This is a genomic window from Bradyrhizobium sp. USDA 4510 (assembly GCF_054059095.1).
Genome location: NZ_JBSSBT010000001.1, coordinates 2,969,481 through 2,994,867, shown reverse-complemented (window position 1 = coordinate 2,994,867; position 25,387 = coordinate 2,969,481). Strand labels below are relative to the sequence as shown.

The 25,387-nt window shown below is 64.6% G+C and carries 20 protein-coding genes, 1 tRNA gene and 1 pseudogene; 4 read left to right on the top strand and 18 right to left on the bottom strand.

Annotated elements, in window-relative coordinates:
- Positions 1 to 11 precede the first annotated feature (11 nt).
- The 6 genes from exbD to ACVMDN_RS13350 all read right to left on the bottom strand — a co-directional run bounded on the left by exbD (position 12) and on the right by ACVMDN_RS13350 (position 5,892).
- On the bottom strand, positions 12 to 476 hold the full coding sequence (gene exbD, locus ACVMDN_RS13375; RefSeq protein ID WP_076826519.1) for a TonB system transport protein ExbD: 465 nt from the start codon (positions 474 to 476) through the stop codon (positions 12 to 14).
- 3 nt (positions 477 to 479) lie between these two features.
- On the bottom strand, positions 480 to 1,523 hold the full coding sequence (exbB, locus tag ACVMDN_RS13370; protein WP_143270793.1) for a tonB-system energizer ExbB: 1,044 nt from the start codon (positions 1,521 to 1,523) through the stop codon (positions 480 to 482).
- 3 nt (positions 1,524 to 1,526) lie between these two features.
- Positions 1,527 to 2,216, bottom strand: a complete 690-nt coding sequence (locus tag ACVMDN_RS13365) for a Fe2+-dependent dioxygenase (protein ID WP_076826517.1) — start codon at positions 2,214 to 2,216, stop codon at positions 1,527 to 1,529.
- Between the two features lie 20 nt (positions 2,217 to 2,236).
- Positions 2,237 to 4,804, bottom strand: coding sequence for a TonB-dependent receptor (locus ACVMDN_RS13360; RefSeq protein WP_076826515.1), 2,568 nt, complete (start codon positions 4,802 to 4,804; stop codon positions 2,237 to 2,239).
- Positions 4,805 to 5,063: 259 nt separating this feature from the next.
- Positions 5,064 to 5,303, bottom strand: coding sequence for a hypothetical protein (locus tag ACVMDN_RS13355; RefSeq protein WP_028344615.1), 240 nt, complete (start codon positions 5,301 to 5,303; stop codon positions 5,064 to 5,066).
- A 127-nt stretch (positions 5,304 to 5,430) separates the two neighbouring features.
- A complete protein-coding gene (locus ACVMDN_RS13350) occupies positions 5,431 to 5,892 on the bottom strand; it encodes a MarR family winged helix-turn-helix transcriptional regulator (RefSeq protein WP_016841339.1) in 462 nt (153 codons plus the stop codon).
- 182 nt (positions 5,893 to 6,074) lie between these two features.
- Here ACVMDN_RS13350 and ACVMDN_RS13345 point away from each other — a divergent pair, with 182 nt between their 5' ends.
- The 3 genes from ACVMDN_RS13345 to ACVMDN_RS13335 all read left to right on the top strand — a co-directional run bounded on the left by ACVMDN_RS13345 (position 6,075) and on the right by ACVMDN_RS13335 (position 11,004).
- Complete coding sequence (locus tag ACVMDN_RS13345; protein ID WP_076826513.1) at positions 6,075 to 7,244, top strand: efflux RND transporter periplasmic adaptor subunit; 1,170 nt, start codon at positions 6,075 to 6,077, stop codon at positions 7,242 to 7,244.
- Positions 7,241 to 10,393 carry an efflux RND transporter permease subunit gene (locus tag ACVMDN_RS13340; protein ID WP_456835177.1) on the top strand — a complete coding sequence of 1,051 codons (3,153 nt, stop codon included), beginning with the start codon at positions 7,241 to 7,243 and terminating at the stop codon, positions 10,391 to 10,393. Before ACVMDN_RS13345 ends, ACVMDN_RS13340 begins: the two co-directional genes overlap by 4 nt.
- A 104-nt stretch (positions 10,394 to 10,497) precedes the next feature.
- A complete protein-coding gene (locus ACVMDN_RS13335; RefSeq protein ID WP_225160697.1) occupies positions 10,498 to 11,004 on the top strand; it encodes an invasion associated locus B family protein in 507 nt (168 codons plus the stop codon).
- Between the two features lie 22 nt (positions 11,005 to 11,026).
- Here the strand turns inward: ACVMDN_RS13335 and ACVMDN_RS13330 are convergent, their stop codons facing one another.
- The 4 genes from ACVMDN_RS13330 to ACVMDN_RS13315 all read right to left on the bottom strand — a co-directional run bounded on the left by ACVMDN_RS13330 (position 11,027) and on the right by ACVMDN_RS13315 (position 14,854).
- Entirely contained in the window at positions 11,027 to 11,434 is a 408-nt protein-coding gene (locus ACVMDN_RS13330; RefSeq protein WP_018271115.1) for a GNAT family N-acetyltransferase, read from the bottom strand.
- Between the two features lie 171 nt (positions 11,435 to 11,605).
- A tRNA-Gln gene (locus ACVMDN_RS13325) sits at positions 11,606 to 11,679 on the bottom strand.
- A 232-nt stretch (positions 11,680 to 11,911) separates the two neighbouring features.
- A complete protein-coding gene (locus ACVMDN_RS13320) occupies positions 11,912 to 12,073 on the bottom strand; it encodes a hypothetical protein (RefSeq protein WP_158074173.1) in 162 nt (53 codons plus the stop codon).
- Positions 12,074 to 12,373: 300 nt separating this feature from the next.
- Positions 12,374 to 14,854, bottom strand: a complete 2,481-nt coding sequence (locus tag ACVMDN_RS13315) for a penicillin-binding protein 1A (protein ID WP_456835178.1) — start codon at positions 14,852 to 14,854, stop codon at positions 12,374 to 12,376.
- Positions 14,855 to 15,319: 465 nt separating this feature from the next.
- Between ACVMDN_RS13315 and ACVMDN_RS13310 the strand changes: the two genes are divergently transcribed.
- Complete coding sequence (locus ACVMDN_RS13310) at positions 15,320 to 15,748, top strand: hypothetical protein (protein WP_253587137.1); 429 nt, start codon at positions 15,320 to 15,322, stop codon at positions 15,746 to 15,748.
- A gap of 118 nt (positions 15,749 to 15,866) precedes the next feature.
- On the opposite strand, the gene ggt is transcribed toward ACVMDN_RS13310, so the two are convergent.
- The 8 genes and pseudogenes from ggt to ACVMDN_RS13270 form a co-directional block, all read right to left on the bottom strand.
- Positions 15,867 to 17,603: a gamma-glutamyltransferase gene (ggt, locus tag ACVMDN_RS13305; RefSeq protein ID WP_141340574.1), complete on the bottom strand. Its 1,737-nt coding sequence runs from the start codon at positions 17,601 to 17,603 to the stop codon at positions 15,867 to 15,869.
- A gap of 84 nt (positions 17,604 to 17,687) precedes the next feature.
- Positions 17,688 to 19,187 (bottom strand): amino acid permease, encoded by a 1,500-nt coding sequence (locus tag ACVMDN_RS13300; RefSeq protein WP_200844434.1) that lies wholly within the window; start codon positions 19,185 to 19,187, stop codon positions 17,688 to 17,690.
- A gap of 146 nt (positions 19,188 to 19,333) precedes the next feature.
- Entirely contained in the window at positions 19,334 to 19,642 is a 309-nt protein-coding gene (locus ACVMDN_RS13295; RefSeq protein WP_141340573.1) for a BA14K family protein, read from the bottom strand.
- Between the two features lie 136 nt (positions 19,643 to 19,778).
- Positions 19,779 to 20,276 (bottom strand): c-type cytochrome, encoded by a 498-nt coding sequence (locus ACVMDN_RS13290; RefSeq protein WP_057020025.1) that lies wholly within the window; start codon positions 20,274 to 20,276, stop codon positions 19,779 to 19,781.
- Positions 20,277 to 20,310: 34 nt separating this feature from the next.
- Entirely contained in the window at positions 20,311 to 21,588 is a 1,278-nt protein-coding gene (gene soxC / locus ACVMDN_RS13285; protein WP_141340571.1) for a sulfite dehydrogenase, read from the bottom strand.
- Between the two features lie 221 nt (positions 21,589 to 21,809).
- On the bottom strand, positions 21,810 to 22,280 hold the full coding sequence (locus ACVMDN_RS13280) for a DUF1801 domain-containing protein (protein ID WP_141340570.1): 471 nt from the start codon (positions 22,278 to 22,280) through the stop codon (positions 21,810 to 21,812).
- 157 nt (positions 22,281 to 22,437) lie between these two features.
- Positions 22,438 to 23,097 (bottom strand): annotated as a pseudogene (locus ACVMDN_RS13275) (VOC family protein); the annotation flags it as partial.
- Positions 23,098 to 23,168: 71 nt separating this feature from the next.
- Entirely contained in the window at positions 23,169 to 25,061 is a 1,893-nt protein-coding gene (locus ACVMDN_RS13270; protein ID WP_076826498.1) for a putative bifunctional diguanylate cyclase/phosphodiesterase, read from the bottom strand.
- Positions 25,062 to 25,387: the final 326 nt, after the last annotated feature.

The following is a 25,387-nucleotide window of genomic DNA, read 5'->3' as shown; positions in this document are numbered from 1 at the left end:
CGCGTTCGCCGTCAGGGTTTGGCAGGATCGGCCTGCGCCGCCGCGGGCGCTCCCGGAACGCCCTCGAGCGCGACCAGCTTCACGTGCGTGTAGCCGCCGGCGCGCAGCAGCTCCATCACGCCCATCAGCTCGCCATAGGGTACCATCCGATCGGCCCGCAGGAACACGTATTTGTCCCGGGTCATGTCGGGCACAGCATCCAGCGAATTGACCAGGTCGACGCGCTTCACCGCGTTCTCCCCGATCGCCAGCGTCAGATCCGGCTTGATGCTGAGATAGGTCGGCTTGTCCGGCTTCTTCTGCGGCGTCGCGCTGGAGGTCGGCAGATCGATCGGCAAATCGACGGTCGAGAGCGGTGCCGCCACCATGAAGATGATCAGCAGCACCAGCATGACATCGATGAACGGCGTGACGTTGATCTCGTGGGATTCCGCGAAATCGTCGTCGCCATCGTTCTCGGAGATCGAGACTGCCATCGCCTACTCCGCCGCTGCGGCGCGCGCATGCGCGTTGCGCGGAACGTCGCCATGGGTGCGATCGAGATCGCGCGACAGCAGCCGTCCGGCGGCGCCCGAGGCTCGGTTGACGAGCTCGAGATAGACCTTCGTGACGCGCGAGAAGTGGTTGTAGATGATCACGGCCGGGATCGCCGCGACGAGGCCGATCGCGGTCGCGAGCAGCGCTTCCGCAATGCCCGGCGCCACCACGGCAAGGTTGGTCGTCTGCGACTTCGAAATGCCGATGAAGCTGTTCATGATGCCCCAGACGGTGCCGAACAGGCCGACGAAGGGCGACGTCGCGCCGATGGTCGCGAGCAGGCCCATGCCGATGCGGATCTTGCGGGCTTCGGCGCGCACGATCTCGGCGAAGCTCGACGCCGCGCGCTCCTTGATGCCGCTGTCGCTCGAGATGCCCGCCGACAGGCGCCCCTCCCGCATCGCAGCAGCGATGAACGACGACAGCACGCTACCCTTGGCACCGAGCGCGAACTGCGCTTCGGCCAGCGAGCGGGATTCAGCGATCTTGGCCAGCGCGCCACGCAGCTTGCGCTGCGCTACCGTCAGCTCGACCATCTTGGCGATGAACACCGTCCACGTGACGAGCGACGCGAATGCCAGACCGAGCATCACCGCCTTCACAATGATGTCGGCGTTTAAGAACATGTTCCACGGCGACAATTCGTGCAGGCCGGTCGAGGTCGACTTCAGCGACTTGCTGTCGCCGCTCGCGGGCGCAGCCAGGGACGCCTCGTTCGCCGTCGGTGCCGGAGCCGCCGCGGCAGGGGCCGGCGCGGCCTGAGCCTGCGGCGCCGCTTGTGCCGGCTGGGCGGCCACCGGCGCGGCCTGGGCAGCCGCCGCAGGCTGGGCCGCCGCCGGCTGGGCGGGTGCGGCCTGAGGCCGGGTCACGGGTGCGGGCTGCGCTACAGGCGCCGTTTGCTGCTGCGCCGAAGACGGCGCGGCCAGCATCAGCATCGCCAGCGAGGCGATCATGGCGGATGCAGCGGGGAACTTGAATGTCATCATCAGTTACACTTCAGCCCAGTGACGGATCAGGTTGTGATAAATCCCGGTCAATTTGACCGTTTCGGGGTCATCGCGCCCCAGCCGCTCCACCAGAGCCTGGATCGCGGTATCGAGATCAAAGATCAGGCTGCGCCCGTGTGCATCCCGTATCATGCTCTGCAGCCAGAAAAAAGACGCTACCCGGGTCCCCCGCGTGACCGGCGTGACCAGATGCAAGCTGGAAGCAGGATAAACTACGAGATCGCCCGCCGGCAGCTTGATTTCATGGGATCCGTAGAGGTCTTCGATGACGAGCTCGCCGCCATCGTAGTCCTCCGGCTCCGATAAAAACAGCGTGACCGAGAGGTCGGTGCGGATCCTCATGCCCGTCAGCCTGTCGCCGCGCACCGCATTGTCGACGTGCAGGCCGAAATGGTGCCCGTCGCTGGCGGCATAGCGGTTGAACAAGGGTGGAAAGATTCTAAGCGGGATCGCCGCCGAGATGAAGCGCGGGCTCGCCGACAGCGCCGACAGGATGCGGTTGCCGAGCTGCCGCGCGACCTCGCTGTCGGGCGGCAGCTGCTCGTTGCGCTTGACCATCGCGGAAGCGGCGCCGGCGGTCGAGCGGCCGTCCTCCCATTCGGCTTGCGCCATGATGCGGCGGAAGTCCGCCACATCAGCCTTGCTCAATACGTTGGGAACACAGACCAGCATCTCGTGCCGCGAAGCCTCCGTCAGTAACGCGCAGAAACAACCAGATACGCGGCGCGTCCCGGCGCTTCGAGCACGAACGGCGCCGCGCTCTGGTACAGCGCGTCGTAGTAGCGCTTGTCGAAGATGTTGTTGACGAACAGCTTCATGGTCCAGTGCTTGTCGATCTTAGCTTCGGCAAAGGCGTCGAAGCGCCAATAGCTCGGGATCGAGGTGCCCTGGTTGGCCGCGAGCAGCGTGCCGCCATAGACCTTCGAGCGATACACCGCCTGCCCGCCTAGCTCCCACATGTCGGTGAGCTGGTACTTGGTCAGCATGCTGAACGACTGGTGCGCGACGTTGGCGAGCGGCAGTCCGACATTGCTGGAGTACAGGATGGTGTTGGCCGGCGGCGCCAGCGACCTCGTCACTGCCGACTGCATCAGCACGAGACCGCCGAACACGCTCCATTTGTCGGTGATCTTGCCGCCGACGCCGAGATCGATGCCGCGGATGCGGTAGGCCGCGCCCGCGGTGATGCAGGAGATATTGCCGGTCGTCCCGGTCGGATAGGAGCAGCCGAGCGCTGCCGCCGCGGTGGCGTTGTTCACGTTCTGCGATTCGCGCGCATTTTCCTTCTCGGTCTGGAACAGCGCCGCCGTCACCAGCAGATGACGATCGAACAATTCCCACTTGGTGCCGACTTCGATCGCCTTGTTCTTTTCCGGCCCGAAGATCTGGGTATTGCCGCCGTTCAGCACGGGAGACAGGCCGCCATACGCCGTGCTGGTGCCGTCGAATTCGGCGCCGACCGGGTTGGATGAGGTCGCATAGGCCGCATAGACGCTGCCGTTCGGCAACGGCTTCAAGGTGAGGCCGAGGTTGAAGTTCGGCATCCCGAAGTCGGCCGACTGACTGCCGAATGTGGTCCTGCCGCCCGAAGTCAGATAGCCTGACGTGTTGATCTTGTAGTCGTCGTAGCGGATGCCGCCATTGAGGATCACGAAGTCATTGTAGTTCGCGGTATCCATGATGTAGCCGCTGGTGGTGTCGATCCCGATCTTGGTCGGCAGCCCGGACAGCCCCGACGGAATCGGGAACGGAATGTTGGTGTATTGCGGATTGAACACGCTGACGCCGGAGAGCGATCCGCTTCCCGTGAATGCCGATGTGCCGGTCGTTATTTCCGAGCTCAGGCCGAGATATCTGTCGATCGACGACCGCTCGTTGTCGTATTCGACGCCGGCCGTCGTCGTGTGCTTGAAGCCGAGGCCGTCGACCGACTTGTAGGTCGCCTCGGTCTGGTTGGCGAACACGTCGGTGACCTGGTAGCGGCTTTGCGGATTGGCGCTCAACGTATACGCCGTGAACGGAGCGCCGGCGGCAAGCGTCGGCGCTTCCGGCAGCGTGCCGATGTAGTTCTGGGTCGAACGCGATTCCCGGATCTTGTTGCTGACCACGAGGTCCGGCGTGATCTGCACCTCGGCATTGATCGTGCCGATGTCCTGCCCGGTCCTGAAGAAGTCGCGGTTGACGAAGCCGTAGAAATTGTTGCGGTTGACGCCGAAATCCGGGAACGGACCGCCGGCCGTGCTCGCGGTGCTCGGCCGATAGTACGGCACGCCGAAATCCGGGAGTCCGGTCAGTTCGGTGTGGATGTAGTTGCCGGTGATCTTCACCGCATCGACCGGCTTCCACGAGCCGGCGACGAACGCGCCGTTGCGGTCGTCGGTGACGTAGCTGCGGCCGGCGACGCCGGCATCCTGGAACAGGCCGCCGGCGCGGATCGCCAGTGTCGGGCTGATCACCTGGTTGACGTCGAGCGTCACGCGCTTGGTGCGATCGGTGCCGAACGTGGTGTCCATGTTGTAGAAGCTGTTCTGCGTCGTCGCCTGCTTGGTGACGATGTTGATCGCGCCGCCGGTGGTGCCGCGGCCGGCAAAGGACGAGCCCGGGCCGCGCAGGATCTCGACCTGCTCGGTGAAGAAGTTCTCGCGGACGCTGACGCCGGAGTCGCGCACGCCGTCGATGAAGATGTCGTTGCGCGCATCGAAACCGCGGATGAAGAAGCGGTCGCCGAAGGCATTGCCGCCCTCGCCCGTGCCGAGCGTGACGCCGGCGGTCGACAGGATCGCCGACTTCAGCGATGTGGCGTTCTTGTCTTCGAGCACGTCCTTGGTCAGCACCGTGACCGATTTCGGCGTGTTCAGGATCGGCTCGGGATATTTCCCGGACGACTGCAAACGGTCGCCCTTGTACGGCGCGGCCGGATCCGCGTACGGATCGCGGTCGGCGGGAAGACCGCCGGCGTTGGGAAACGGCACCGGCGCCTGCTGTGCCTGCTGGTTGTTACGGCGCGCGGCGCGACGCAGCGCGTTGCGGGCGCGGACCTGGTCCGCAGTGGGCCTTGACGTCACGGGCCGCGGGCGAGCGACCGGGGCATCGACATTCACCGGCGGCAGGTTGGATTGCTGCGCTTCAGCCCCCGAAAACGACGCCACCGCGATCAGGCTCGCGACTGCGGAGACCTTCGTGACGGAATAACCGGTGTCATCAGCCGAACCGATCGCTGCATCAAAGCGCAGCGATCTCGGCGCCTTCACATTGCTCATGTCTTGCTCGCCCCAGAAAAATCAGCTCGTTCGCGAAATGAAGCTGCGACGAACTGTCTCCATCGGTTATCGAGCGTGACCTTTTTTATCAATGCGACGAGCGCAACAGTCGGCTTGAATCGCCCCAATTCAAAGCGATTCTAATCTACGGTTTGAAATCGTTCTAAACTGTAGTTTTTAAGTGTTCTAATAATCGTTCTAAATCGATGCCGCCCGTCATTGGCTGCCGCGTGCGGGCGCTGTCCATGCGACCACGCGATTACTCGGCGCTTGGCGGCTTCATCAGCGAAAACAGTTCGTCGATCGTCCGCTGCGCGACCTGCCGCACGCGGTCGCTGTTCTCAAGGCCGGCGATGTTGACGCCGTTGACGACCGCTTTGATCTCGTCGCGGAAGTCGGTGAGAAAGCGCAGCGGGTCGCGCTGCTCGTTGGCGACGCGCGCGATCAATCCTGTAACCAGGATCTGGCATGCCATCATGCGCCCGTTCAACTCATCCATCGCAGCCCTCGTCCTCTCGCATCGTCGCTGCGCGATATGGACGACATCCCGCGACGATTCAACCGGCTCGCGCACGCTGCAACGGGTGAATGGATGGAGCGAAGGAATCTGCGCACGATGAGATGCGCTATTTCGCAGCGATGCGCTCCGCCTCCTCGCCGAGCGCCTTGATGCGATCCTTGACCTCGCGCAGCGTGGCGAGGCCGCTTTCGACATGCTTGTCCGAGACGTCGCGCAGCACATCGCCGGCGATCGCGTCGCGCAGGCTGTCGAGATCGTCGACGAGGCGGCGCCCGCTCCTGGTCAGGAACAGGCGATTGGCACGGCGATCCCTGGGATCGGGACGGCGTTCGAGCAGGCCATGCTCGACGAGGCGGTCGAGCAGCCGCACCAGCGAGATCGGCTGCAATTCGAGGACGTCGGCGAGATCGACCTGGGACAGTCCCTCCTGCTCGCGCAGGCGGAACAGCACGATCCATTGCGCACGCGTGGTGCCTCGCGCCTTGGCGCGATGATCGATATAATTGCGCAGCAGCCGGGAACTCTCGACGAGCTGCGCGATAAACTGGCGTTTGAGATCGAGCGACATAGGGGTCCTCGGTGCGTTTCCCAGGCGAATTGTTTCTGCTCGTTTCTGACCTAAACCTTTCCAAATGTTTAGGATTCTCAAGCCTTGGTGTGTTTACACATTAAGTGCACGCATATTATATCCGCAAGCTCTGTGAACCGTTTCGATCAGCCTTTATTGTTACGTCGAACCCAAGAGTCCGCATGTCAAAGTCACGCACCATCGGTTGGGTTTTAGTGATCGCTGCGGTCGGCGCCGCCGGTTATTTCGGCTGGCAGAAACACACGAGCAACCAGCAGGCGATCGAAGCCGCGCAGAAGCGATCCGCCCAACGCCCGGCCGTTCCGGTCAAGATCTCGCCGGTCGAGAAAGCCGACTTCCCTGTCTATCTCACCGGCCTCGGCACCGTGCAGGCGTTCAACACGGTCCAGGTCCGCACCCGGGTCGACGGTCAGATCACCAGGATCGCTTTCAAGGAAGGCCAGTTCGTCAAGGCCGGTGACACGCTGGTCGAGATCGATCCGCGGCCCTATCAGGCGACGCTCGACCAGGCCAAGGCCAAGAAGGCCCAGGACGAAGCCAATCTCGCCAACGCCAATCTCGACCTGCAGCGCACCACCAGGCTCGGCGAGTTCGCGACACGCCAGCAGCTCGACACCCAGCGCTCCACGGTGGCGCAGCTGACCGCCCAGATCTCGGCTGACGAGGCCGCCATCTTCAACGCCCAGACCCAGGTGGACTACACGACCGTCAAATCCCCGATCGACGGGATTGTCGGCCTGCGACTGGTCGATATCGGCAACATCGTCAATGCCTCGGCCCAGACCGGCATTGTCACGATCACCCAGATCGAGCCGATCACGGTGATCTTCACCGCGCCGGAAGACCAGCTGCCGGACATCAAGGCGGCGCTGGCCGTGGCGCCGCCCAAGACCATTGCCCTGACCACCGACGGCAAGCGGGTGCTATCCACGGGAACCCTGGCGCTGATCAACAATCAGGTCGACACGTCAAGCGGGACTGTCCGGCTGAAGGCGGTGTTTGATAACAAGGACCACGCGCTGTGGCCGGGCCAGTCGGTCTCGACCCGCCTTCTGGTCAGGACCTTGAAGGATGCCACCGTCGTCCCGGATGACGCGGTGCAGCATGGCACCGATGGCCTCTACGCGTATTCAGTCAATCAGGAGAACAAGGCCGAGCTTCGCAAGATCAAGGTCAGCCAGTCGATCGACGGCAAGTCGGTGATCGACGAGGGCCTGTCGCCCGGACAGCAGGTGATCACCGCGGGGCAGTACAAGGTCTCGCCGGGAACCCCGGTGACAACGGCAGTGGCGAGCTCGGATCCGTCCCAGTCGAAGGTTGCGCAGGAATGAGCGTCGGCGCCGGAATTTCCGCACCATTCATTCGTTTCCCCATCGGCACCTCGCTGCTGATGGCGGGCATCCTGTTCGTCGGTCTCGTCGCCTATCCCCTGCTGCCGGTCGCGCCGCTGCCGCAGGTCGACTTCCCCACCATCCAGATCACTGCGACCCTGCCCGGCGCCAGCCCGGAAACGATGGCGACATCGGTCGCCCAGCCGCTGGAACGCCAGTTCGCGCAGATCCCCGGCATCGCGCAGATGACCTCGACCAGCTATCTCGGCACGGCGGCGGTCACCATCCAGTTCGACCTCAACCGCAGCATCGACGGCGCCGCCAACGACGTGCAGGCCGCCATCAACGCGGCCAGCGGCCAGTTGCCGAAAACCCTTCCCTCGCCGCCGACCTACCGCAAGGTCAACCCGGCGGACTCGCCGATCATGCTGCTGTCGGCGACATCGGACACGCTGCCGCTGACGACGGTCAGCGATGCCGTCGACGCCCAGCTGGCGCAGCAGATCAGCCAGATCTCGGGCGTTGCGCAGGTCATCATCGGCGGCCAGCAGAAGCCGTCGGTTCGCGTCCAGATCGACCCCGCCAAGCTCGTCGCCAAGGGCCTGTCGCTGGAGGACGTCCGCGCTGCGATCAACATCGCCACCGTCGACAGTCCGAAGGGCAACATCGACGGCGCCACCCGCGCCTATACCATCTACGCCAACGACCAGCTGCTCACGGCGAGCCCGTGGAACGACGTCATCATCGCCTACCGCAACGGCGGGCCGCTGCGGATCCGTGATATCGGCCAGGCCGTCACCGGGCCCGAGGACGCCAAGCAGGCCGCCTGGGCCAACGGCAAGCGCGGCGTATTCCTGGTCATCTTCAAGCAGCCCGGCGCCAACGTCATCGACACCGTCGACAAGATCAAGGCGGCGCTGCCCCGACTGGTCGCCGCGATCCCGCCGGCGATCAAGATCGACGTGATCAGCGACCGCACCACCACGATCCGCGCGGCGGTCGAGGACGTCCAGTTCACCCTGCTGCTGACCATCTTCCTGGTCGTGATGGTGATCTTCGTCTTCCTGCGCAGTTTCTGGGCGACCGTGATCCCGACGGTCACGGTGCCATTGGCGCTGCTCGGCGCCTGCGCGCTGATGTGGGTGTTCGGCTACACGCTCGACAATCTGTCGCTGATGGCGCTGACGATCGCGGTCGGCTTCGTGGTCGACGACGCCATCGTGATGCTGGAGAACATCAGCCGCTACATCGAAGAGGGCGAGAAGCCGATGGCTGCCGCCTTCAAGGGCTCGCAGGAAATCGGCTTCACCATCGTTTCGATCAGCATCTCACTGGTCGCGGTGCTGATCCCGCTGCTCCTGATGGGCGGCATCATCGGCCGCCTGTTCCGCGAATTCGCGGTCGTGCTCGCGATGACCATCTTCGTCTCGATGTTCGTGTCGCTGACGCTGACCCCGATGATGGCCTCGCGCTTCCTGCGCGCCCACAATGACGAGAAGCACGGTCGGTTCTACCAGCTCAGCGAGCGCGGCTTCGACGCCATGCTGCGCGGCTATCAGAGCGTGCTCGACCTCGCATTGCGCTGGAAGTTCACGACGCTGATGATCTTCTTCGGGACGCTGGCGCTGTCAGTCTACCTGTTCGTCGTCATCCCGAAGGGCTTCTTCCCGCAGCAGGACGTCGGCCTGATCACCGCGACCTCGGAAGCCAACCAGGACATCTCCTTCGCCGACATGAAGCGGAAGCAGGAGGAACTCGGCAAGATCGTGCAGCAGGATCCCGCGGTGGCGACGGTGGCGATGGCGATCGGCGGCAGCGGCCGCGCCGGCAACAACGGCGCGATGTACGTCACGCTGAAGCCGCTGAAGGATCGCGACGCCAACGCGCAGCAGGTCATCGCCCGGCTGCGGCCGAAGCTGGAGAAGGTCGAGGGTGCCCGGCTGTTCATGCAGGCGGCGCAGGACGTCCGCCTCGGCGGCCGCCCGACCCGCACCCAGTTCGAATTCACGCTGCAGGATGCCAACCTCGCCGAATTGAACGAATGGGCGCCGAAGATTCTCGGCAAGATGCAAACGCTGCCGCAGCTGCGCGACGTCGCCACCGACCAGCAGACCAACGGCACCACGCTCGAATTGAAGATCAACCGCGACACCGCCTCGCGCTATGGCATCCAGCCGCAGCTGATCGACGACACGCTCTATGACGCGTTCGGCCAGCGCCAGGTGACGCAGTACTTCACCCAGCTCAACAGCTACCACGTCATCCTCGAGGTGTTGCCGGAGCTCCAGGGCGCGATCGACACGCTGAACAAGATCTACATCAAGTCTCCGCTGACCGGCGAACAGGTGCCGATCTCGACCTTCGCGACCTGGACCAGCGTGCCGGTACGGCCGCTCTCGATCAGCCACCAGGGCCAGTTCCCGGCGATCACCATCTCGTTCAACCTGGCGCAGGGCGTTGCGCTCGGCCAGGCGACGGAAGCGGTGCAGAAGGCGATGGTCGACCTCGGCGCGCCGCCGACACTGAGCTCGAGCTTCCAAGGCACCGCGCAGGCGTTCCAGCAATCGTTGTCGACCGTGCCGCTGTTGATCCTCGCGGCGCTCGTGGTCGTCTACCTGATCCTCGGCATTCTCTACGAGAGCTACATCCACCCGATCACGATTCTGTCGACGCTGCCGTCGGCCGGCGTCGGCGCGCTCGCGATCCTGATGGCGGCCGGCTTCGACTTCTCGCTGATCGCGCTGATCGGCATCATCCTTTTGATCGGCATCGTGAAGAAGAACGGCATCATGATGGTCGACTTCGCGATCGCGGCCGAGCGCGACCAGCACATGGAGCCTGTCGCGGCGATCCGCCAAGCCGCCCTGCTCCGCTTCCGCCCGATCATGATGACGACGATGGCCGCCTTGCTCGGCGGCGTGCCGCTGATGCTAGGGACCGGCACCGGCTCGGAAATCCGCCAGCCGCTCGGCTACGCCATGGTCGGCGGCCTGATCGTCAGCCAGGCGCTGACGCTGTTCACGACGCCGGTCGTCTACCTCTATCTCGACAGGCTCTCGAATGCGTTTGCGAACTGGGGCCGCTCGCCGCGCACCGACCACGATGCTGACGACGACGAGCATGGATCGGTCAAGGAGGCCGCCGAGTGACTTGACTTTGCTGGCATCCCGGCACATCCGAAAGATGTCCATTCGGAGCCGGTACCGTGAAGATTGTCGCCAAGTCGCTCTTCGTCCTGCTGACCGCGTTCGGCATGGCCCACTCTGGCCACGCCCAGACGGCCAAGAGCAAGAACGCGCCCGCTCCGGCAGCTGCGCCCGCGGCTCCTCAGGGTGATACAGCAGCCCCCAACAATTCCGGCTGGATTGCGCGCTGCACCAGTGCGAGCCGCGACGCTCCGCTCGAATGCGCGATGGAACAGACCGCGGTGCTCACCAAGACCGGCCAGCTCATCGTGCTGGTCAATATCCGCGTTCCCGGCGACACCCGCACGCCGGTGGCGCTGATCCAGCTTCCACTCGGATTGAACCTGCCGGTCGGCGCCAAGCTGCAGGTCGACGACGGCAAGGCCGTCGACGTGCCGATCCAGACGTGCGAGGCACGCGGCTGCTACATCAATACGCCGATCGCCGCCGATGTCCTGACCCAGCTGAAATCGGGCAAGCAGCTCAAAGTGTCGTTCCAGAATCTCGGCAAGGAAACCATCTCCATCCCGATGCCGCTTGCGGACTTCGCGACGGTCTACGACAAGATCAAATAGCGCCGCGCAGCGTAGCCGTCCGCTATCGCTCCCGCTTGTAGAGGAACGCGTTGTCCGGCTGCGGCATGCCGATGGTCTTGTAGAACCCGATCGAGTCCGGCGCCGACAACAGCAGGCACATCGATTCAGGTCCGGCGAGGCGCCGCGTTTCCGCGATCAGACGCTTGCCGATGCCATGTCCCTGGTATCCGCGATCGACCGCAAGGTCCGACAAATAGCAGCAATAGGCGAAATCGGTCAGCGCGCGCGACACGCCGACCAGCTTGCCCGCCTTCCGCGCCGTCACGATCAGATTCGCATTGGCGATCATGCGCTCCATCCGGTCGGTATCCGCCAGCGGTCGCCGCTCGCCGAGGCCCGACTGCCGCAGCACCTCGATGAACTCATCGACGCCGATCGACGCTTCGCGGGCATAGAGAATTTCGTCCATCAGCCTAAACCTCTGTTGCAACGAGCCGGACCACACGCGCGAGACCATGGTGGATTACGCCGGACCAATCCACCCTGCCGTGATGGCACACATACGACTGGTCCTCCGTCGGCAGCTGCAGCCGGCTATCTCGTCGGGATTTGAGAGGATGATCACGCCACCGAGGCGGATTGGCTGGGGAACCTGGATTCGAACCAAGACAAACAGAGTCAGAGTCTGTTGTGCTACCGTTACACCATTCCCCAAGAATCGTCCGTGGTATCAACAGCTTAGCTGGATGACTGGACATCTCGGTGCAGCGGGTTCGCCTGCCAAATCAGCGCCCGCGCGAGAGCGACCTTCTACCCGCTTGGTCCCACGCTTGGCAAGCATTGTTGGCGGAGCGGGCGCGAAAATCGCAAGTCGGGACGCCACCGACCCGACCGGTGCGAGCCACACGAGTCACATTCCGGCGAGCAATTCCAGCAGCAGTTCGGGTCAGGCCGCCAACACGGCTCCAACACCAAATCCGGCGGTGCCGAACCCAATCGCGCCGATCCAGCCGTGGCACCCAAATCCCAGCACGCCGATCACGGTTGCCATTCCAACCACCGAAACCGTCCAGGTTACCTGAACCACGACAACGAGCGTCTTGATCATTGGTCTCACGCACAATCGCTTGTTGGAGTAACCGCCCTAACAACGGCACCCGCGGCGCCTTCGCGCGGACGTCGCGACCGTTCTCTCTGGTTGGTGCGGCTCACCGGCGGGCCGTTCACACACCTCCCTCGAAGTTGATCGCCCACAGACCGCCGAACATCAGCGCCAAGCGTGGGGACGCAGGCCTTAGCGCGGGACATCGGCGCAAGGCATGTCATCTGACGTGTCATGCTTACGCATGCACCGCCCGTTCGTGGAAAAGGTCGAGCCGCGTCTCGTGAACGCCTTGCCGGCCCGACCTCAGTACAGCCCGCCCGTCCCTGACCGCATCACGGCCCGATCGGCGTCCGGCGAAATGCCCTGCTGGGTGCCGTCGATCACGTCGGTGCCGGCGACCATCCCGGGATCATTGAACGGCGGCGCCTGGCCCGGCTTGAAGGCCTCGAGCACCACGCCCCGGTTCTGGCCGGGCACAGCGCGCTGGCCAGTCTTGGCATCGACCAGGACCAGCCGGATGCCGACCGGCTGCTTGAACGGGGTGGCGGGCTTGTCGGCCAGCGCGAGCTTCAGGAAGTCGCGCGCGATCGGCGCCGCGGTATGGCCGGCCTGCGCGTTGCGGCCGAGCGAGCGCGGCTTGTCGTAGCCGACATAGAGACCGACCACGAGGTCCGGCGAAAAGCCGACGAACCAGAGATCCTTGGCCTCGTTCGAGGTGCCGGTCTTGCCGGCGAGCGGCTTGCCGACGTCCTTCAGCGCGGTGCCGGTACCGGCCTGAATCACGCCCTCCATCAGCGAGGTGATCTGGTAGGCGGACATCGCGTCAAGCACCCGCTCGCGGCGGTCGACGAGCTGCGGCTCCGGCTGGTTCTTCCAGCCCTCCGGTGCGTCGCAGCCGCGGCATTCGCGCTGATCGTGCTTGAAGATGGTGTGGCCGTAGCGGTCCTGGATGCGGTCGATCAAGGTCGGCTTCACGCGGACGCCGCCATTGGCGATCATCGAATAGGCCGTGGCCATCCGCATCACCGTGGTTTCGCCGGCGCCGAGCGCGTAGGCGAGATAGTTCGGCAACTCGTCATAGACGCCGAAGCGCTTTGCATATTCGCCGATCAGCGGCATGCCGATTTCCTGCGCCAGCCGCACGGTCACCGTGTTGAGCGAGAGCCGCAGCGCGTTGCGCAGCGTCACCTGGCCCTGATACTTGCCGGTGGAGAAGTTTTCGGGCCGCCAGATGGTGCCCTGCCCCTGGTCGATCTCGATCGGCGCGTCGATCATCATGGTCGATCCGGTGTAGCCGTTGTCGAGCGCCGACGAATAGACGATCGGCTTGAAGGTCGAGCCGGGCTGCCGATAGGCCTGCGTCGCGCGGTTGAACTGGCTCTGGTCGAACGAGAAGCCGCCGACCATCGCCAGCACGCGGCCGGTGTGCGGATCCATCGCCACCATCGCACCCGACAGCTCAGGGATCTGTCGCAGCCGGTACTGGCCTTCGACGCGCTGGCCGTCCTTGCTGAAGAGCGGGTCGGCGTAGATCACGTCGCCTGGCTGCAGCACCTGCGCCACCGATGTCGGCGTCTTGCCCTTGCTCTTGGCCCAGCGCGCGCCGTCCATCGTGATGATGCCGGTCTCGCGCTGCTTGCTGATGGCGCCGCCGAGCTCGCGGCCCGGCTGGAAGCCGATCCGTGCCGACTGGTCGTTGCTCTCCAGCACCACCGCCATTCGCCACGGCGAGATGTCGGACAGCGATTTGATCTCGGCGAGCGGCACGCCCCAGTCACTGGTCAGGTCGAGCCTTTGGATCGCACCGCGATAGCCCTGCTGCTCGTCATAGTTCACGAGCCCAGCCACCATGGCCTTGCGCGCCATCACCTGGACCTTGGGGTCGAGCGTGGTGCGCACCGACAGGCCGCCCTCATAGAGCTTCTTCTCGCCATAGCGCTCGAAGATGTCGCGGCGGACTTCTTCCGAGAAATATTCGCCGGCGAAGGTGTGCGCGCCATTGCTGCGGTTGGTGACGGTCAGCGGCTCCTTGCGCGCCTTGTCGGCGTCGGCCGCGGTGATCCAGCCGTTCTCCTGCAGGCGGTCGATCACGTAGTTGCGGCGCTCGACGGCGCGCGCGCGGTTGCGCACCGGATGCAGGCTGGCCGGCATTTTCGGCAGCGCCGCCAGATAGGCCGCTTCCGCGACCGTCAGCTCATTGACGGACTTGTCGAAATACACCAGCGAGGCCGCCGCGATGCCGTAGGCGCCAAGGCCGAGATAGATTTCGTTGAGATAGAGCTCGAGGATCTTGTCCTTGGAGTAAGCCCGCTCGATTCGCATCGCCAGCAAGGCTTCCTTGATCTTGCGGGTGAACGACACCTCGTTGGTCAAAAGGAAGTTCTTGGCGACCTGCTGGGTGATCGTCGAGGCGCCCTGCGGCCGCCGGTTGGAACCGAAGTTCTGGATGTAGGCGACACCGGCGCGCGCCATGCCGGTGTAGTCGACGCCGCCATGCTCGTAGAAATTCTTGTCCTCGGCGGCGAGGAACGCGTTGATCACGAGCTTCGGCACCGCCTGGATCGGCAGATAAAGCCTGCGCTCCTTGGCGTATTCGCCGAGTAGCGAGCCGTCGGCCGCGTGCACGCGGGTCATCACCGGCGGCTCGTAGTTCTGGAGCTGCGAATACTCGGGCAGGTCCTTGGAGAAATGCCAGAACAGCCCTGCGACCGCGGCCAGACCAGCCAGGAACAGGATGGTGCCTGCGGTGAACAGGAACCCGAAGAACCGCAACAGAAATTTCATCGACCAGATTTCCGTGGCGAATACGTCGCTCGTTCTGAGCGCGCTGCGTGCCACTTAGGCCGCCCGGTATATCGGTCGCTCCATGGACCTGCAATTCAACACCGGAGAATTAAAGCAAGCCAAGCGTCAAACTTATGCCATAGAGCCCGGCTCGCGCCCGCAGCCAAATCGGCAGACCTCGCCGACTGGCAGCGCCCGCGGAGGCTGCATCGATCTCCGCTGCAGCGCTGCGCGCTTCGCGCACCGCGCCTGATAGCGCTGCGGTCTCGATACGCTTGCGCGGAGAGCACGTTCCGAAAGAAAAGCGCGGGCCGGACGGATCGATTCCCCGATCCGGCCGACGATTTGGGTGCTGCGACATCAGAAACCGGTGGACAGCGCCGGCGCGCCAATCACATTAAGGATTTGTTAACCATAACTACCGCAAGTTGTTGGCATACACCGACTCGCGACGGGCTGATTTGGATGGCACTGCGCGGATTCAAACGGCCATTTACGGCCGACCCTAACGTTCTTGGATTTCCAAGACCACCCGCATCGGCCATGGGCACAGAAGCCTTGGACCTCGTCTATCAGGCGGCGGATTTGTTCCGCAGCATCGAGGACAGGGCCCGCGCCGGCGAAGCGCGCGCCGAGGCCGCCGAACAGGCGCAGCTCGAAATCATCGCCGCCACCGAGCGCAAATTGAGGGATGCGTCGCGGGCGCTTGAGGAAGCCCGACGGCGCATCGAGTCCCAACAGGAGCAACTCGATGCGGCCGAATTCCGCGCCCAGGCCGCCGAAGCCGAGGCGCGCGAAGCCAAGCAATCCCTGGCTCTGATCGAAGACGCGATCCGCCAGCGCTTGCTGCTGACCAGCGGGCAAAAGGACGGCAGGTCGACCGCCGTCGCCTGACCGCAGCGCGGATCAATTGGAGCGGCAGCCCGCACGAGCGGAGCGACATGCGGGAGCTCAACAAGACCCGGATATCGCTTCGCTCATCCGGGCTACGGATTGTCGCTAGCCGTCACGATCAATAGCCCGCGGCGAGCCCCGAATTGCGCCGCGGGTCGTTCGCGCCATAGAAGCGGTTGTTGCCGACCGGCTTGCCGCCCAGCGACGGCGCGCCGATGATGATCACCGCGAGGTGGTTGGCCGGATGCGGCGGGCCGAATTTGTGGCCCATGCCCTCCAGGATCTTCCGCGTATCCGGCGACAGCGTGTAGTCCTCGAGGTTGGTCACCTCGGGAAGCCACTGCTGGTGGAAGCGCGGCATGTCCACGGCCTCCTGCGCGTTCATGCCATAGTCGATCGCGTTGATCATCGTCAGCAGCACGGCGGTGATGATGCGGCTGCCGCCCGGGGTGCCCATCACGATGACCGGCTTGCCGTCCTTGGAGACGATGGTCGGACTCATTGAGGACAGCGGACGCTTGCCGGGGACGATCGCGTTGGCCTCCCCCTGCACCAGCCCATACAGGTTCGGCACGCCGACCTTGGCGGTGAAGTCGTCCATCTCGTCATTGAGCAGCACGCCGGTCCTGGCCGCCGTCACCTTGGCACCGAACCAGTCGTTCAGCGTGTAGGTGACCGACACCGCATTGCCGTCCTTGTCGGCAATCGAATAGTGCGTGGTGTTGCTGCCCTCATGCGGCGGAACGCCGGGCTTGATGTCCCTGGACACTCCGGCCTTGGCCGGGTCGATCGCGGCACGGATCTTCGCGGCGTAGGTCTTGTCGAGCAGGCGCTCGAGCGGATTCTTCACGAAGTCCGGATCGCCGAGATAGCTGTTGCGATCGACGTAAGCGTGGCGCATCGCCTCGATCTGGTAGTGCACCGCCTGCGCCGAGTGGTAGCCGAGCTCCTTCAGCCGATAGCCCTCGAGGATGTTGAGCATCTCGCAGATCACCACACCGCCCGAACTGGGCGGCGGCGCCGAGACCACGTGGTAACCGCGATAGTCACATTCGACCGGCGCCAGCTCGCGAACCCTGTAGTTGTCCAGATCCTCCTGCGTCAGCAGTCCCTTGCCGGCCTGGCTCGCGGCGACGATCGCAGCACCAACCCAGCCCTTGTAGAAGCCATCACTGCCGCGCTTGCTGATCTCGCGCAGCGTCTCGGCGAGCTCATGCTGCGTCAGCCGTTCGCCGACCTGGAACGGCTTGCCGTTGTTGAGGAAGATCGCGGCCGAGGCCGGATCGTCCTGAAAGTCCTTGGTCGAGGCCTGCAGCATGCTGACGTCGCCCTGGTCGAGCACAAAACCATCCTCCGCCAGTTGCAGCGCCGGCGCGATGACGTCAGCGCGCTTCATCGTACCGTATTTCTCGCGCGCATATTCCATGCCGGCCACCGAGCCCGGTACGCCGACGGCGAGATGCCCCTTGGTCGATAACCCGGGGATGACCTTGCCGTCCTTGTCGAGATACATGTCGGCTGTGGCGCCCTTCGGCGCGGTCTCCCGGAAATCCAGGAAGGTCTTGCGACCGTCGGCGAACTGGATGGTCATGAACCCGCCGCCACCGAGATTGCCGGCGGCGGGATAGGCCACCGCAAGCGCGTAACCAACGGCGACCGCCGCATCGACCGCATTGCCGCCCCGTTTCAACACCTCAACGCCGACCTGGGTCGCGAGATGCTGCGCGGAGACCACCATCCCGTTCTCGGCGGCGGCCGGCGCAACCGAGGCTGCGCGACCGGGAGCAGCCGACATGATGCCGATCGAGACGAGCGCGGCGACCATCCATCGCGCGCGTGCCGTTGGATTTTGCATGGAAGTCTCCCCGGAGAATGCCGGCCTGTCGCGGCTTGCGGTGCTATCTCAACGCGTACATCTAGCAGGCCGCACGCACGCGCACTATAGGCCCGCGCGGTCCCCGCCGCTCGCCCGCAGCCGGCTGTGCCGTCTGCCATAGGCCGCATAGATCACAAGCCCGATCATTAGCCACACCGCGAGCCTGATCCAGGTGTCGAGCGGCAGGCCGAACATCAGGAACAGCGAAGTTCCGGCGGCAGCCGGGGCCACCAGCCAGATCGCCGGCGCCTTGAACGGACGCGGCAATTCCGGATCGCGCACGCGCAGCACCAGCGTGCCGATCGAGACCAACGTGAACGCGAACAGCGTGCCGATCGAGACCAGTTCGCCGACCAGCCCGATCGGCAACAGCCCACCGAGAAGAGCGGCCACGGTGCCGGCGAAGATGGTCGAGACATAGGGGGTCTGGAAGCGCGGATGGATCTTGGCGGCAAAGCCCGGCAGCAATCCGTCATGCGCCATGGCGCGAAAGATCCGCGGTTGCGCCAGCAGCATGATGAGGATCACCGATGTCAATCCGAACAGGATGCCGAGCTTGATGAACGGACCGAGCCAGCCGATACCGATCGCATCGATGCCGACCGCGATCGGATCGGGCACGCTGAGTCGGTCATAGGGCACGATGCCGGTCAGCACGAATCCGACCGCGACATAGAGCGCGGCGCAGATCACGAGCGAGCCGAGAATGCCGATCGGCATGTCGCGCTCCGGCGTCTTCGCTTCCTGCGCCGCGGTCGAGATCGCGTCGAAGCCGATATAGGCGAAGAACACCACTGCCGCGCCGCGGACCACGCCGGACCAGCCGAACACGCCAGGACCGGCATTCGGCGGGATCAGCGCGCCCTCCGGGTTGCCCGCCGTTACCCAGTTCGCCAGGGTCACCGAGGAAGCCGCGGTAGCGAGGAACAGCGCGATCACAACGAGCTTGACCACGACGACGAAGCTGGTGAAGCGCGCGGACTCGCGAATGCCGACCACCAGCAGCGTGGTCACGAAGGCGATGATCGCCATCGCCGGGATGTTGATGACCGCACCGGTCGATGACCACGCGCCGGTGTTGACGTCGTAAGCGAGCGGCGCCGAGGTGAATTGCTGCGGCAGGTTGATGCCGAAATCGCGCATCAGACTGACGAAATAGCCGGACCACCCGACCGAGACCGCGATCGCGCCGACCGCGTATTCGAGGATCAGGTCCCAGCCGATGATCCAGGCGATCAGCTCGCCGAGCGTGGCGTAGGCATAGGTGTAGGCGCTGCCGCAGATCGGCACCGTCGACGACATCTCGGCGTAGCACAGGCCGGCGAAGGCGCAGGCCACCGCACCAAGCATGAAGGAGAGCGTGACCGCGGGACCGGCATTGGCGGCGGCCGCGTGGCCCGTCAGCACGAAGATGCCGGCGCCGATGATGCCGCCGATGCCGAGCGTGACCAGTTGCAACGCCGACAGCGAGCGCCTGAAGATCGGCGTCTCCGCGTCGCCATCGGCCCGCGCCGCCTCCCGCAACAGGTCCGAGGTCGACTTTCGGTCCCAGAAACCGGCCAGAGCGTCTGTCACGCCGGGTGTCCTCCGCTGCTCGGGTCCGGCGGGACCCGACACGATCGGCGGACTATAACGCGCCTAACGTCCAGTCGTTCGCGCGCCGGGCGAATGCCGGCGCCCTTATCCACCGCCAAGCGCGGCGCAGGGCCTTATCGGCAGGGATGGCGGCGGCCGTCGCGGCCAAGGAAGGTGCCGGACGCCGGATCGAATGAACGGTAACGCGCGCAGGCGGAAGATGGCTCCACCGCAGGCATGGCGGCGTAGGCGTTCGCCGGATTGCCGCGGCGCTGCACGGCCTCCTGGGCCTCACCCCATGGCGTCAGGGCGCCGCCGTTGATCGCGCTGCGCCCGGGATTTTGCGCGTCGAAATATGCCGGCTCCGACATCTGGGCCGCGACCGGCGTGAACGTCATTCCCACGAGCAGCATGGCGGCTGCGACTGCCCATGACCTGGTCATGCGGCCTCTCCTATCGATCATAAACGTGTGCCGGATGACGGCCGAGCCGCCCCCAAACGGACATAGGGACGGCAATCCTCCGGGCACAGGGGCCACGACGTCACGATGCTGCGAGCCACCCGGCCGTGCCTGCCGCTCAGTGGTTGTGCACGTCGGGCCGCGGGTCGGAGACGAAGCCGTCGCGGTTCGGCATCTTGATGGCGGCGAGCGACTTGGCGTCGAGCACCGCATTGGCCGGCACGATGCCGTTCAGACTGAGGATGTAGGCTGAAACCGCGTAGACGTCCTCATTGCTCAGCGACTGCGGCGCGTTCTGCGGCATCGCGCGGCGGATGTAGTCGAACAGCGTCGGGGCATAGGGCCAATAGCTGCCGACGGTGCGGATCGGTTTTGGGCTCGCCAGCGTGCCCTGTCCGCCGACCAGGCGATCGCCGATGCCGCCCTGCCCGCTGTCGCCATGGCACGCAGCGCATTGCTCGCTGAACACCGTGCGGCCGTGCTCGACACTGCCGCTGCCCGGCGGCAGGTTGGAGCCGTCACGGCCGATATCGATGTTCCAGCCGGCGATCTCGGCAGGCGTCGCCGCACGCCCGATGCCAAAGCGATCCTCGGCCTGCCCGGCAGTGGCGAGCATCGCGATCGCACTCACAACGAACGCCGTCTTGAGCTTACGCCTGGCCATTGCTCACCTCACCATTCGCATCGATGCGCCAGGGCCAGATCGCGTTGTTGTGGTAGAACGAGTTGAGACCGCGCACCTTGACCAATTCCGCCAGCGTCGGCTGCACGTATCCGGTCTCGTCGATGGCGCGGCTCTGGATCACGGCAGGTTTGCCGTCCCAATGCCAGGGCAAGCGAAAGCGCGTGAGCGCGCGCGTCAACACCGGCTCCTGCAATTCGGCCTGCTGCCAGCTTTTGCCCTCGTCGAGCGAGACCTCGACGCTCTTGATCTTGCCGTGACCGCTCCACGCGATGCCGGTAATCTCGTGAAAGCCCTGCGCAGTCAGCTTCTGCCCGCCGGACGGCCGTGTGATGATCGACTTGGCTTCCATGTAGAAGGTGAATTCGCGCGACGTGCCGTCAGGCATCGGGTCGGTGTATTTCGAGGTCTCCTCGCGCGAATAGGCCGGCTCGGCGACGACCTTGAGCCGGCGCAGCCACTTCACGTTCATGTTGCCCTCGAAGCCGGGCAGCAACAGGCGCAGCGGATAGCCCTGCTGCGGGCGCAGCCGCTCGCCATTCTGGCTGTAGACCAGCATGGCGTCGTCGAGGCATTTCTCGATCGGGATCGAGCGCGTCAACGCAGCGGCGTCGGCGCCTTCGGCCACGATCCATTTGGCGCCGGTCTGCGGGCCCGCTTCGTCCAACACCGTCTTGAGCGGCACGCCGGTCCATTCCGCACAGCTCAGCAGGCCGACGAGGTCGGAGGCCGTCTTGCCGTACGGCTTGGTGTAGACCGGATTGCCGGAGCACTCGAGGAAGTGGATGCGCGACTGCGACGGAAAGCGGCGGATGTCCTCCATCGTGAACACCAGCGGGCGATCGACCATGCCATGCAGCACCAGCCGGTGCTCGGCCGGGTCGATGGTCGGCACGCCGCCATGGTGGCGTTCGTAGAACAAACCGTTCGGCGTGATGATGCCGTCGAGCTCCTGCAGCGGCGTGCGGCCCGAAGCGGAGATGTATTGCGGCAGCGTCTTCGAGATGTTCTTGACGACAGCCTTCTCGTGAACCGACGGCGTGCCATAGGGCTGGCTTCCCATCGGGTCGCCGGGCGCTTTCATCCATTCCGGCACATTGGGCGGAAGATTATTCCCCTGTTCGGCAAGCGCGGTAGAACCGGCAACTCCCGATATGGCGGAGCCACCGGCCAGTGCTGCGCCGGCCTGAAGGAATCGCCTGCGAGACGCCTCTCGCACGCGCTTGTCCGTCGTGTGTTCGCTCATCGACGTTTTCCTCTGACGTTACCAGAGCATGATCCGGAAAAGTGCGAAGCGGTTTTCCGAAAAGATCATGCCAGGACAACAATCCAAAGCGCGATGGCGATTCATCGGGCTTTGGCGCAGCCTAACACCAAAGGGCTGAGGCGAGGCAATGCTCTATCGCGCAGAGCTGCATCGACAGCGCGTCGTGGCCGCTGCTTACCGGTCCTGACCTGCGTTGCCACTCACATCCGTTCGCCGGGCAATTGACTGGCTTGCTTCACCCACGCGGTGAACTGGGCTTCGTCGAGCTCGTCGTTCTCGTGAATGTCGAGATAGCGCGTGTGCTGCTGCTTGGACTCGCCCGGCGGCACCGGATGCAGCGACGCACCGCGAAAGAAAGCCACCTTGACGTAGCGCGTGAAGACATGGATGCCGAGGAACCAGCCGTCGCCTTCCATGCCGTAGAGCGGCGAGTTCCACTTCACCGCCTTGTGCACGCCGGGGACGGCACGCACGATGAGCGCGTCAAGCTTGCGCCCGACGTCGCGCTTCCACCCGGGCATCGCGGCGATATAGGCTTGCACCGGAGCATCGCCATAGCCTTTTGCGATCTGCGGATTGCCGCCCGCGAGCAGACGCGGCTTTGCAGAGCCACGCTTCGCGGCGCTCTTTTTCGCCCCCTTCGCCGACGTCTTTCGCGTCTTGCCAGCCATTGTGCCCGCTCTCACCGGTTCAAATTTCGCGCGGCGCAGCGTCCGCCGCCGCGAACCGGATCATATCGGTTGCGCGTCGGCGCTGTCGTCAGCGACCGCGGGTGTTCGCGGCGGCGTATCGACGCGCTCGGGCGGCCTTCGTGCGGCGGTCTCGCATCTAGTCGATCACGGGCGGGGTGCCGTGGGTGTGAAACGACTCGATCGTCTTCAACCCCCACGCCTGTCCCTTCCTGCGCTCTTCCTCGGTCCACACGATCGGCTTCCAGTCCGGCGCAAGGATCAGGCGTGCGCCGGCGTTGGCGACCTCGACGCGGTTGCCGCCGGGTTCATAGACATAGAGGAAGAAGGTCTGCTGGATCGCGTGCTTGTGCGGCCCGGTCTCGATATGCACCCCGTGCTCGAGAAAAATATCCGCAGCACGCAGGATCTCCTCGCGGCTGTCGAGCGCGTAGGTAACATGGTGAAACCGGCCGCGCTTGCCGTAATGGTCGCGCGTATAGGCGAAGTCGTAGCTCTTGTTCGACATCGTCATCCACATCGCGGCTTCCGTGCCGTCGTTGAGTACGATCTGCTCGGTGGTGCGGCAGCCGAGGTAGTCTTCGAAGAACAGACGGTTGGCTTTGATGTCGACCGCGAGGCAATTGAGATGGTCGAGCCGGCGGACATTGACGCCGCGCGCCGGAAAGCGCTGCGCCTGGTTTTTCAGCGCGGGCTTCAGCTCGGCCGGCGCCTCGTACCACTCGGTCTCGTAATAGAGCTCGATGACATGGCCGTCGGGATCGCGGCAGCGGAATGCCGGCCCCTGCCCCATGTCACCTGGCGACGGCAATTGCGCTCGCAGGGCATTCCATGGCCGGAATCACCTCGTGAAAGCGGTCAAGGCAGGCGTCAGGCGACCGAGACAGCCTTCTCGTGATCCGACGACAGGAGCTTGCGGATTTCAGCCGATGACACCGGCCGGCTGAACAGATAGCCCTGCATCTCGGTGCAGCCGAGGATGCGCAGCAGGTTGCGCTGCTGCTCGGTCTCGACGCCCTCCGCGGTCGTGGTCATGTCGCTGGCAGCGGCGATGTTGACGACGGCCTGGACGATCGTGGACGACGCGCCGGTCCCGGCGAGATCCTTGATGAAGGCGCGATCGATCTTGATCTTGTCGAAGGGGAAGCGCTGCAGATAGCTCAGCGAGGAATAGCCGGTGCCGAAATCGTCGAGCGCGATACGGACGCCGAGTTCGCGCAGCTGATGCAGGATATCGAGCGCAGCCTCGTCGTCGCGGATCAGCACCGCCTCGGTGATCTCGAGCTCGAGCCGCGAAGGTGCCAGACCTGTCGCGGCGAGCGCGGCGGCGACGTTGAGTGCCAGCGTCTGGCTCTTGAACTGGATCGGAGACACGTTGACCGCAACATGAACATGCTCCGGCCAGTTCATCGCCTCGCGGCACGCGGTGTTGAGCACCCAGTGACCGAGATCGTTGATCAGGCCGGTGTCCTCGGCGATCGGGATGAAATCCGCCGGCGAGATGGTGCCGCGTTCGGGATGACGCCAGCGCACCAGCGCCTCGCAGCAACTGACCTGCCCCTCCTCGAGATGGAGCAGCGGCTGATAGTGCAGCTCGAAGCTGCCGTCGGCGATCGCCTGGCGCAGCTCGAGCTCGAGGCTGCGCCGCGCCTTGGCGCGTGCATCCATGCCGGTCTCGAAGAACCGGTAGGTGCGGCGGCCGTCGCTCTTGGCCCCGTAGAGCGCGAGGTCGGCATTGCGCAGCAATTGATCGATGTCGAGGCCGTCGGCGGGCGCAACGGCGATGCCGATGCTGGCATCGGTGGTGATCAGATGCCCGCTGCAGTCGATCGGCCGGCGGATCGACTGATAGATCGCAGCGAGGAGCTGCATGGTCTCGGTCTGATCGCGGACGGTGGTCTGGATCACGGCAAACTCGTCGCCGCCGAGCCGCGCCGCGACGTCGGTGTCCCCAACGCAGCCGCGCAGGCGGTCGGCGATCGCCCTGAGCAATTCGTCGCCGATCTGATGGCCGAGCGCGTCGTTGACGGCCTTGAACTCGTCGATGTCGATATACATGACCGCGAGCTGCTGATCCGGCCGGATCGCCTTCAGCGCCCGCTCCAGGCGTTCGCGGAACAGCACGCGGTTCGGCAGGTCGGTCAGCGCATCATAATGCGCCATGTGGGCGATCTTGTTCTCGGTGCGCGCACGCTCGGTGACATCCTGGATGGTCGCCACCCAGCCGCCTTCCGGCAGCGGCTTGTTGACGATCTCGATCGCGCGCCCGCCCGGCGCCTGCGTCAGCTGACGCGTGGCGCGGCCAAGCTTCACGTTGCCGATGATGGCGTCGCAGAAGTCGTCGACATCGCCGTCGAACGAGCCCGTCTCCTGTCTATGCGCAATCAGCCGGTGCATCGTGCAGCCGGGCTTGGCGACGTCGGGCGAAAGCCCGAACATCTCGATGTAGGGGCGGTTGCAGATGATGATGCGCGCCGATGCATCGTAGAGCACGAGGCCCTGCGGAATGTTGTTCACGGCGGTCATGAGATTGCGGCGTTCGCTGGCGAGCCGCTCGTCGGAGATTTCGTGCCGCTTGAGCAACAGGAAGACGATCACGGCCATGATCGCGAATGCCGCCATCAGCAGGCCTTCGCGCTCACTCCATTGCGCGGTCGCGCTTCCGAGCAGGCTGCCGACCAACAGGCCGGCACAGAACGCCAGCCCCTTGGTCGAGCCAGCATCGGCATTTCCTGACGATGAATTGCGGTGTTCGATGCGCACGCTGATCTCTCCCAGGGCGCGGCATCGTTACGCAGCACAAATGGAAAGGTCGTTACAACTCGCAGTTAGCAATCGGTTACGCGATACCGGGCGACAGGGTATGACAAATCGCGCCCAATGCCCCGTAAACCTACGGAGCTGCCGATGCACTCCTCAGAGATGGTGAATCCCGCCTTAACGGAAAAACCGGGAAACAAACGCGGCTGTGCCGGAAAGCGACGATTCCGCCGCCGATGCGCGCGACAGCGCGTAATCTCCCGGTACGATAGAAACAAATCGTCACCGGGAAGGTGTAGATTTAGCCGATGCGGAACCCCGGCGATTTA

What these genes read in the sequence shown, in the direction of transcription:
- exbD (WP_076826519.1), bottom strand. Translation starts at nt 476, where the DNA reads ATGGCAGTCTCGATCTCCGAGAACGATGGCGACGACGATTTCGCGGAA.
- exbB (WP_143270793.1), bottom strand. Translation starts at nt 1,523, where the DNA reads ATGATGACATTCAAGTTCCCCGCTGCATCCGCCATGATCGCCTCGCTG.
- ACVMDN_RS13365 (WP_076826517.1), bottom strand. Translation starts at nt 2,216, where the DNA reads ATGCTGGTCTGTGTTCCCAACGTATTGAGCAAGGCTGATGTGGCGGAC.
- ACVMDN_RS13360 (WP_076826515.1), bottom strand. Translation starts at nt 4,804, where the DNA reads ATGAGCAATGTGAAGGCGCCGAGATCGCTGCGCTTTGATGCAGCGATC.
- ACVMDN_RS13355 (WP_028344615.1), bottom strand. Translation starts at nt 5,303, where the DNA reads ATGGATGAGTTGAACGGGCGCATGATGGCATGCCAGATCCTGGTTACA.
- ACVMDN_RS13350 (WP_016841339.1), bottom strand. Translation starts at nt 5,892, where the DNA reads ATGTCGCTCGATCTCAAACGCCAGTTTATCGCGCAGCTCGTCGAGAGT.
- ACVMDN_RS13345 (WP_076826513.1), top strand. Translation starts at nt 6,075, where the DNA reads ATGTCAAAGTCACGCACCATCGGTTGGGTTTTAGTGATCGCTGCGGTC.
- ACVMDN_RS13340 (WP_456835177.1), top strand. Translation starts at nt 7,241, where the DNA reads ATGAGCGTCGGCGCCGGAATTTCCGCACCATTCATTCGTTTCCCCATC.
- ACVMDN_RS13335 (WP_225160697.1), top strand. Translation starts at nt 10,498, where the DNA reads ATGGCCCACTCTGGCCACGCCCAGACGGCCAAGAGCAAGAACGCGCCC.
- ACVMDN_RS13330 (WP_018271115.1), bottom strand. Translation starts at nt 11,434, where the DNA reads ATGGACGAAATTCTCTATGCCCGCGAAGCGTCGATCGGCGTCGATGAG.
- ACVMDN_RS13320 (WP_158074173.1), bottom strand. Translation starts at nt 12,073, where the DNA reads ATGATCAAGACGCTCGTTGTCGTGGTTCAGGTAACCTGGACGGTTTCG.
- ACVMDN_RS13315 (WP_456835178.1), bottom strand. Translation starts at nt 14,854, where the DNA reads ATGAAATTTCTGTTGCGGTTCTTCGGGTTCCTGTTCACCGCAGGCACC.
- ACVMDN_RS13310 (WP_253587137.1), top strand. Translation starts at nt 15,320, where the DNA reads ATGGCACTGCGCGGATTCAAACGGCCATTTACGGCCGACCCTAACGTT.
- ggt (WP_141340574.1), bottom strand. Translation starts at nt 17,603, where the DNA reads ATGCAAAATCCAACGGCACGCGCGCGATGGATGGTCGCCGCGCTCGTC.
- ACVMDN_RS13295 (WP_141340573.1), bottom strand. Translation starts at nt 19,642, where the DNA reads ATGACCAGGTCATGGGCAGTCGCAGCCGCCATGCTGCTCGTGGGAATG.
- ACVMDN_RS13290 (WP_057020025.1), bottom strand. Translation starts at nt 20,276, where the DNA reads ATGCTCGCCACTGCCGGGCAGGCCGAGGATCGCTTTGGCATCGGGCGT.
- soxC (WP_141340571.1), bottom strand. Translation starts at nt 21,588, where the DNA reads ATGAGCGAACACACGACGGACAAGCGCGTGCGAGAGGCGTCTCGCAGG.
- ACVMDN_RS13280 (WP_141340570.1), bottom strand. Translation starts at nt 22,280, where the DNA reads ATGGCTGGCAAGACGCGAAAGACGTCGGCGAAGGGGGCGAAAAAGAGC.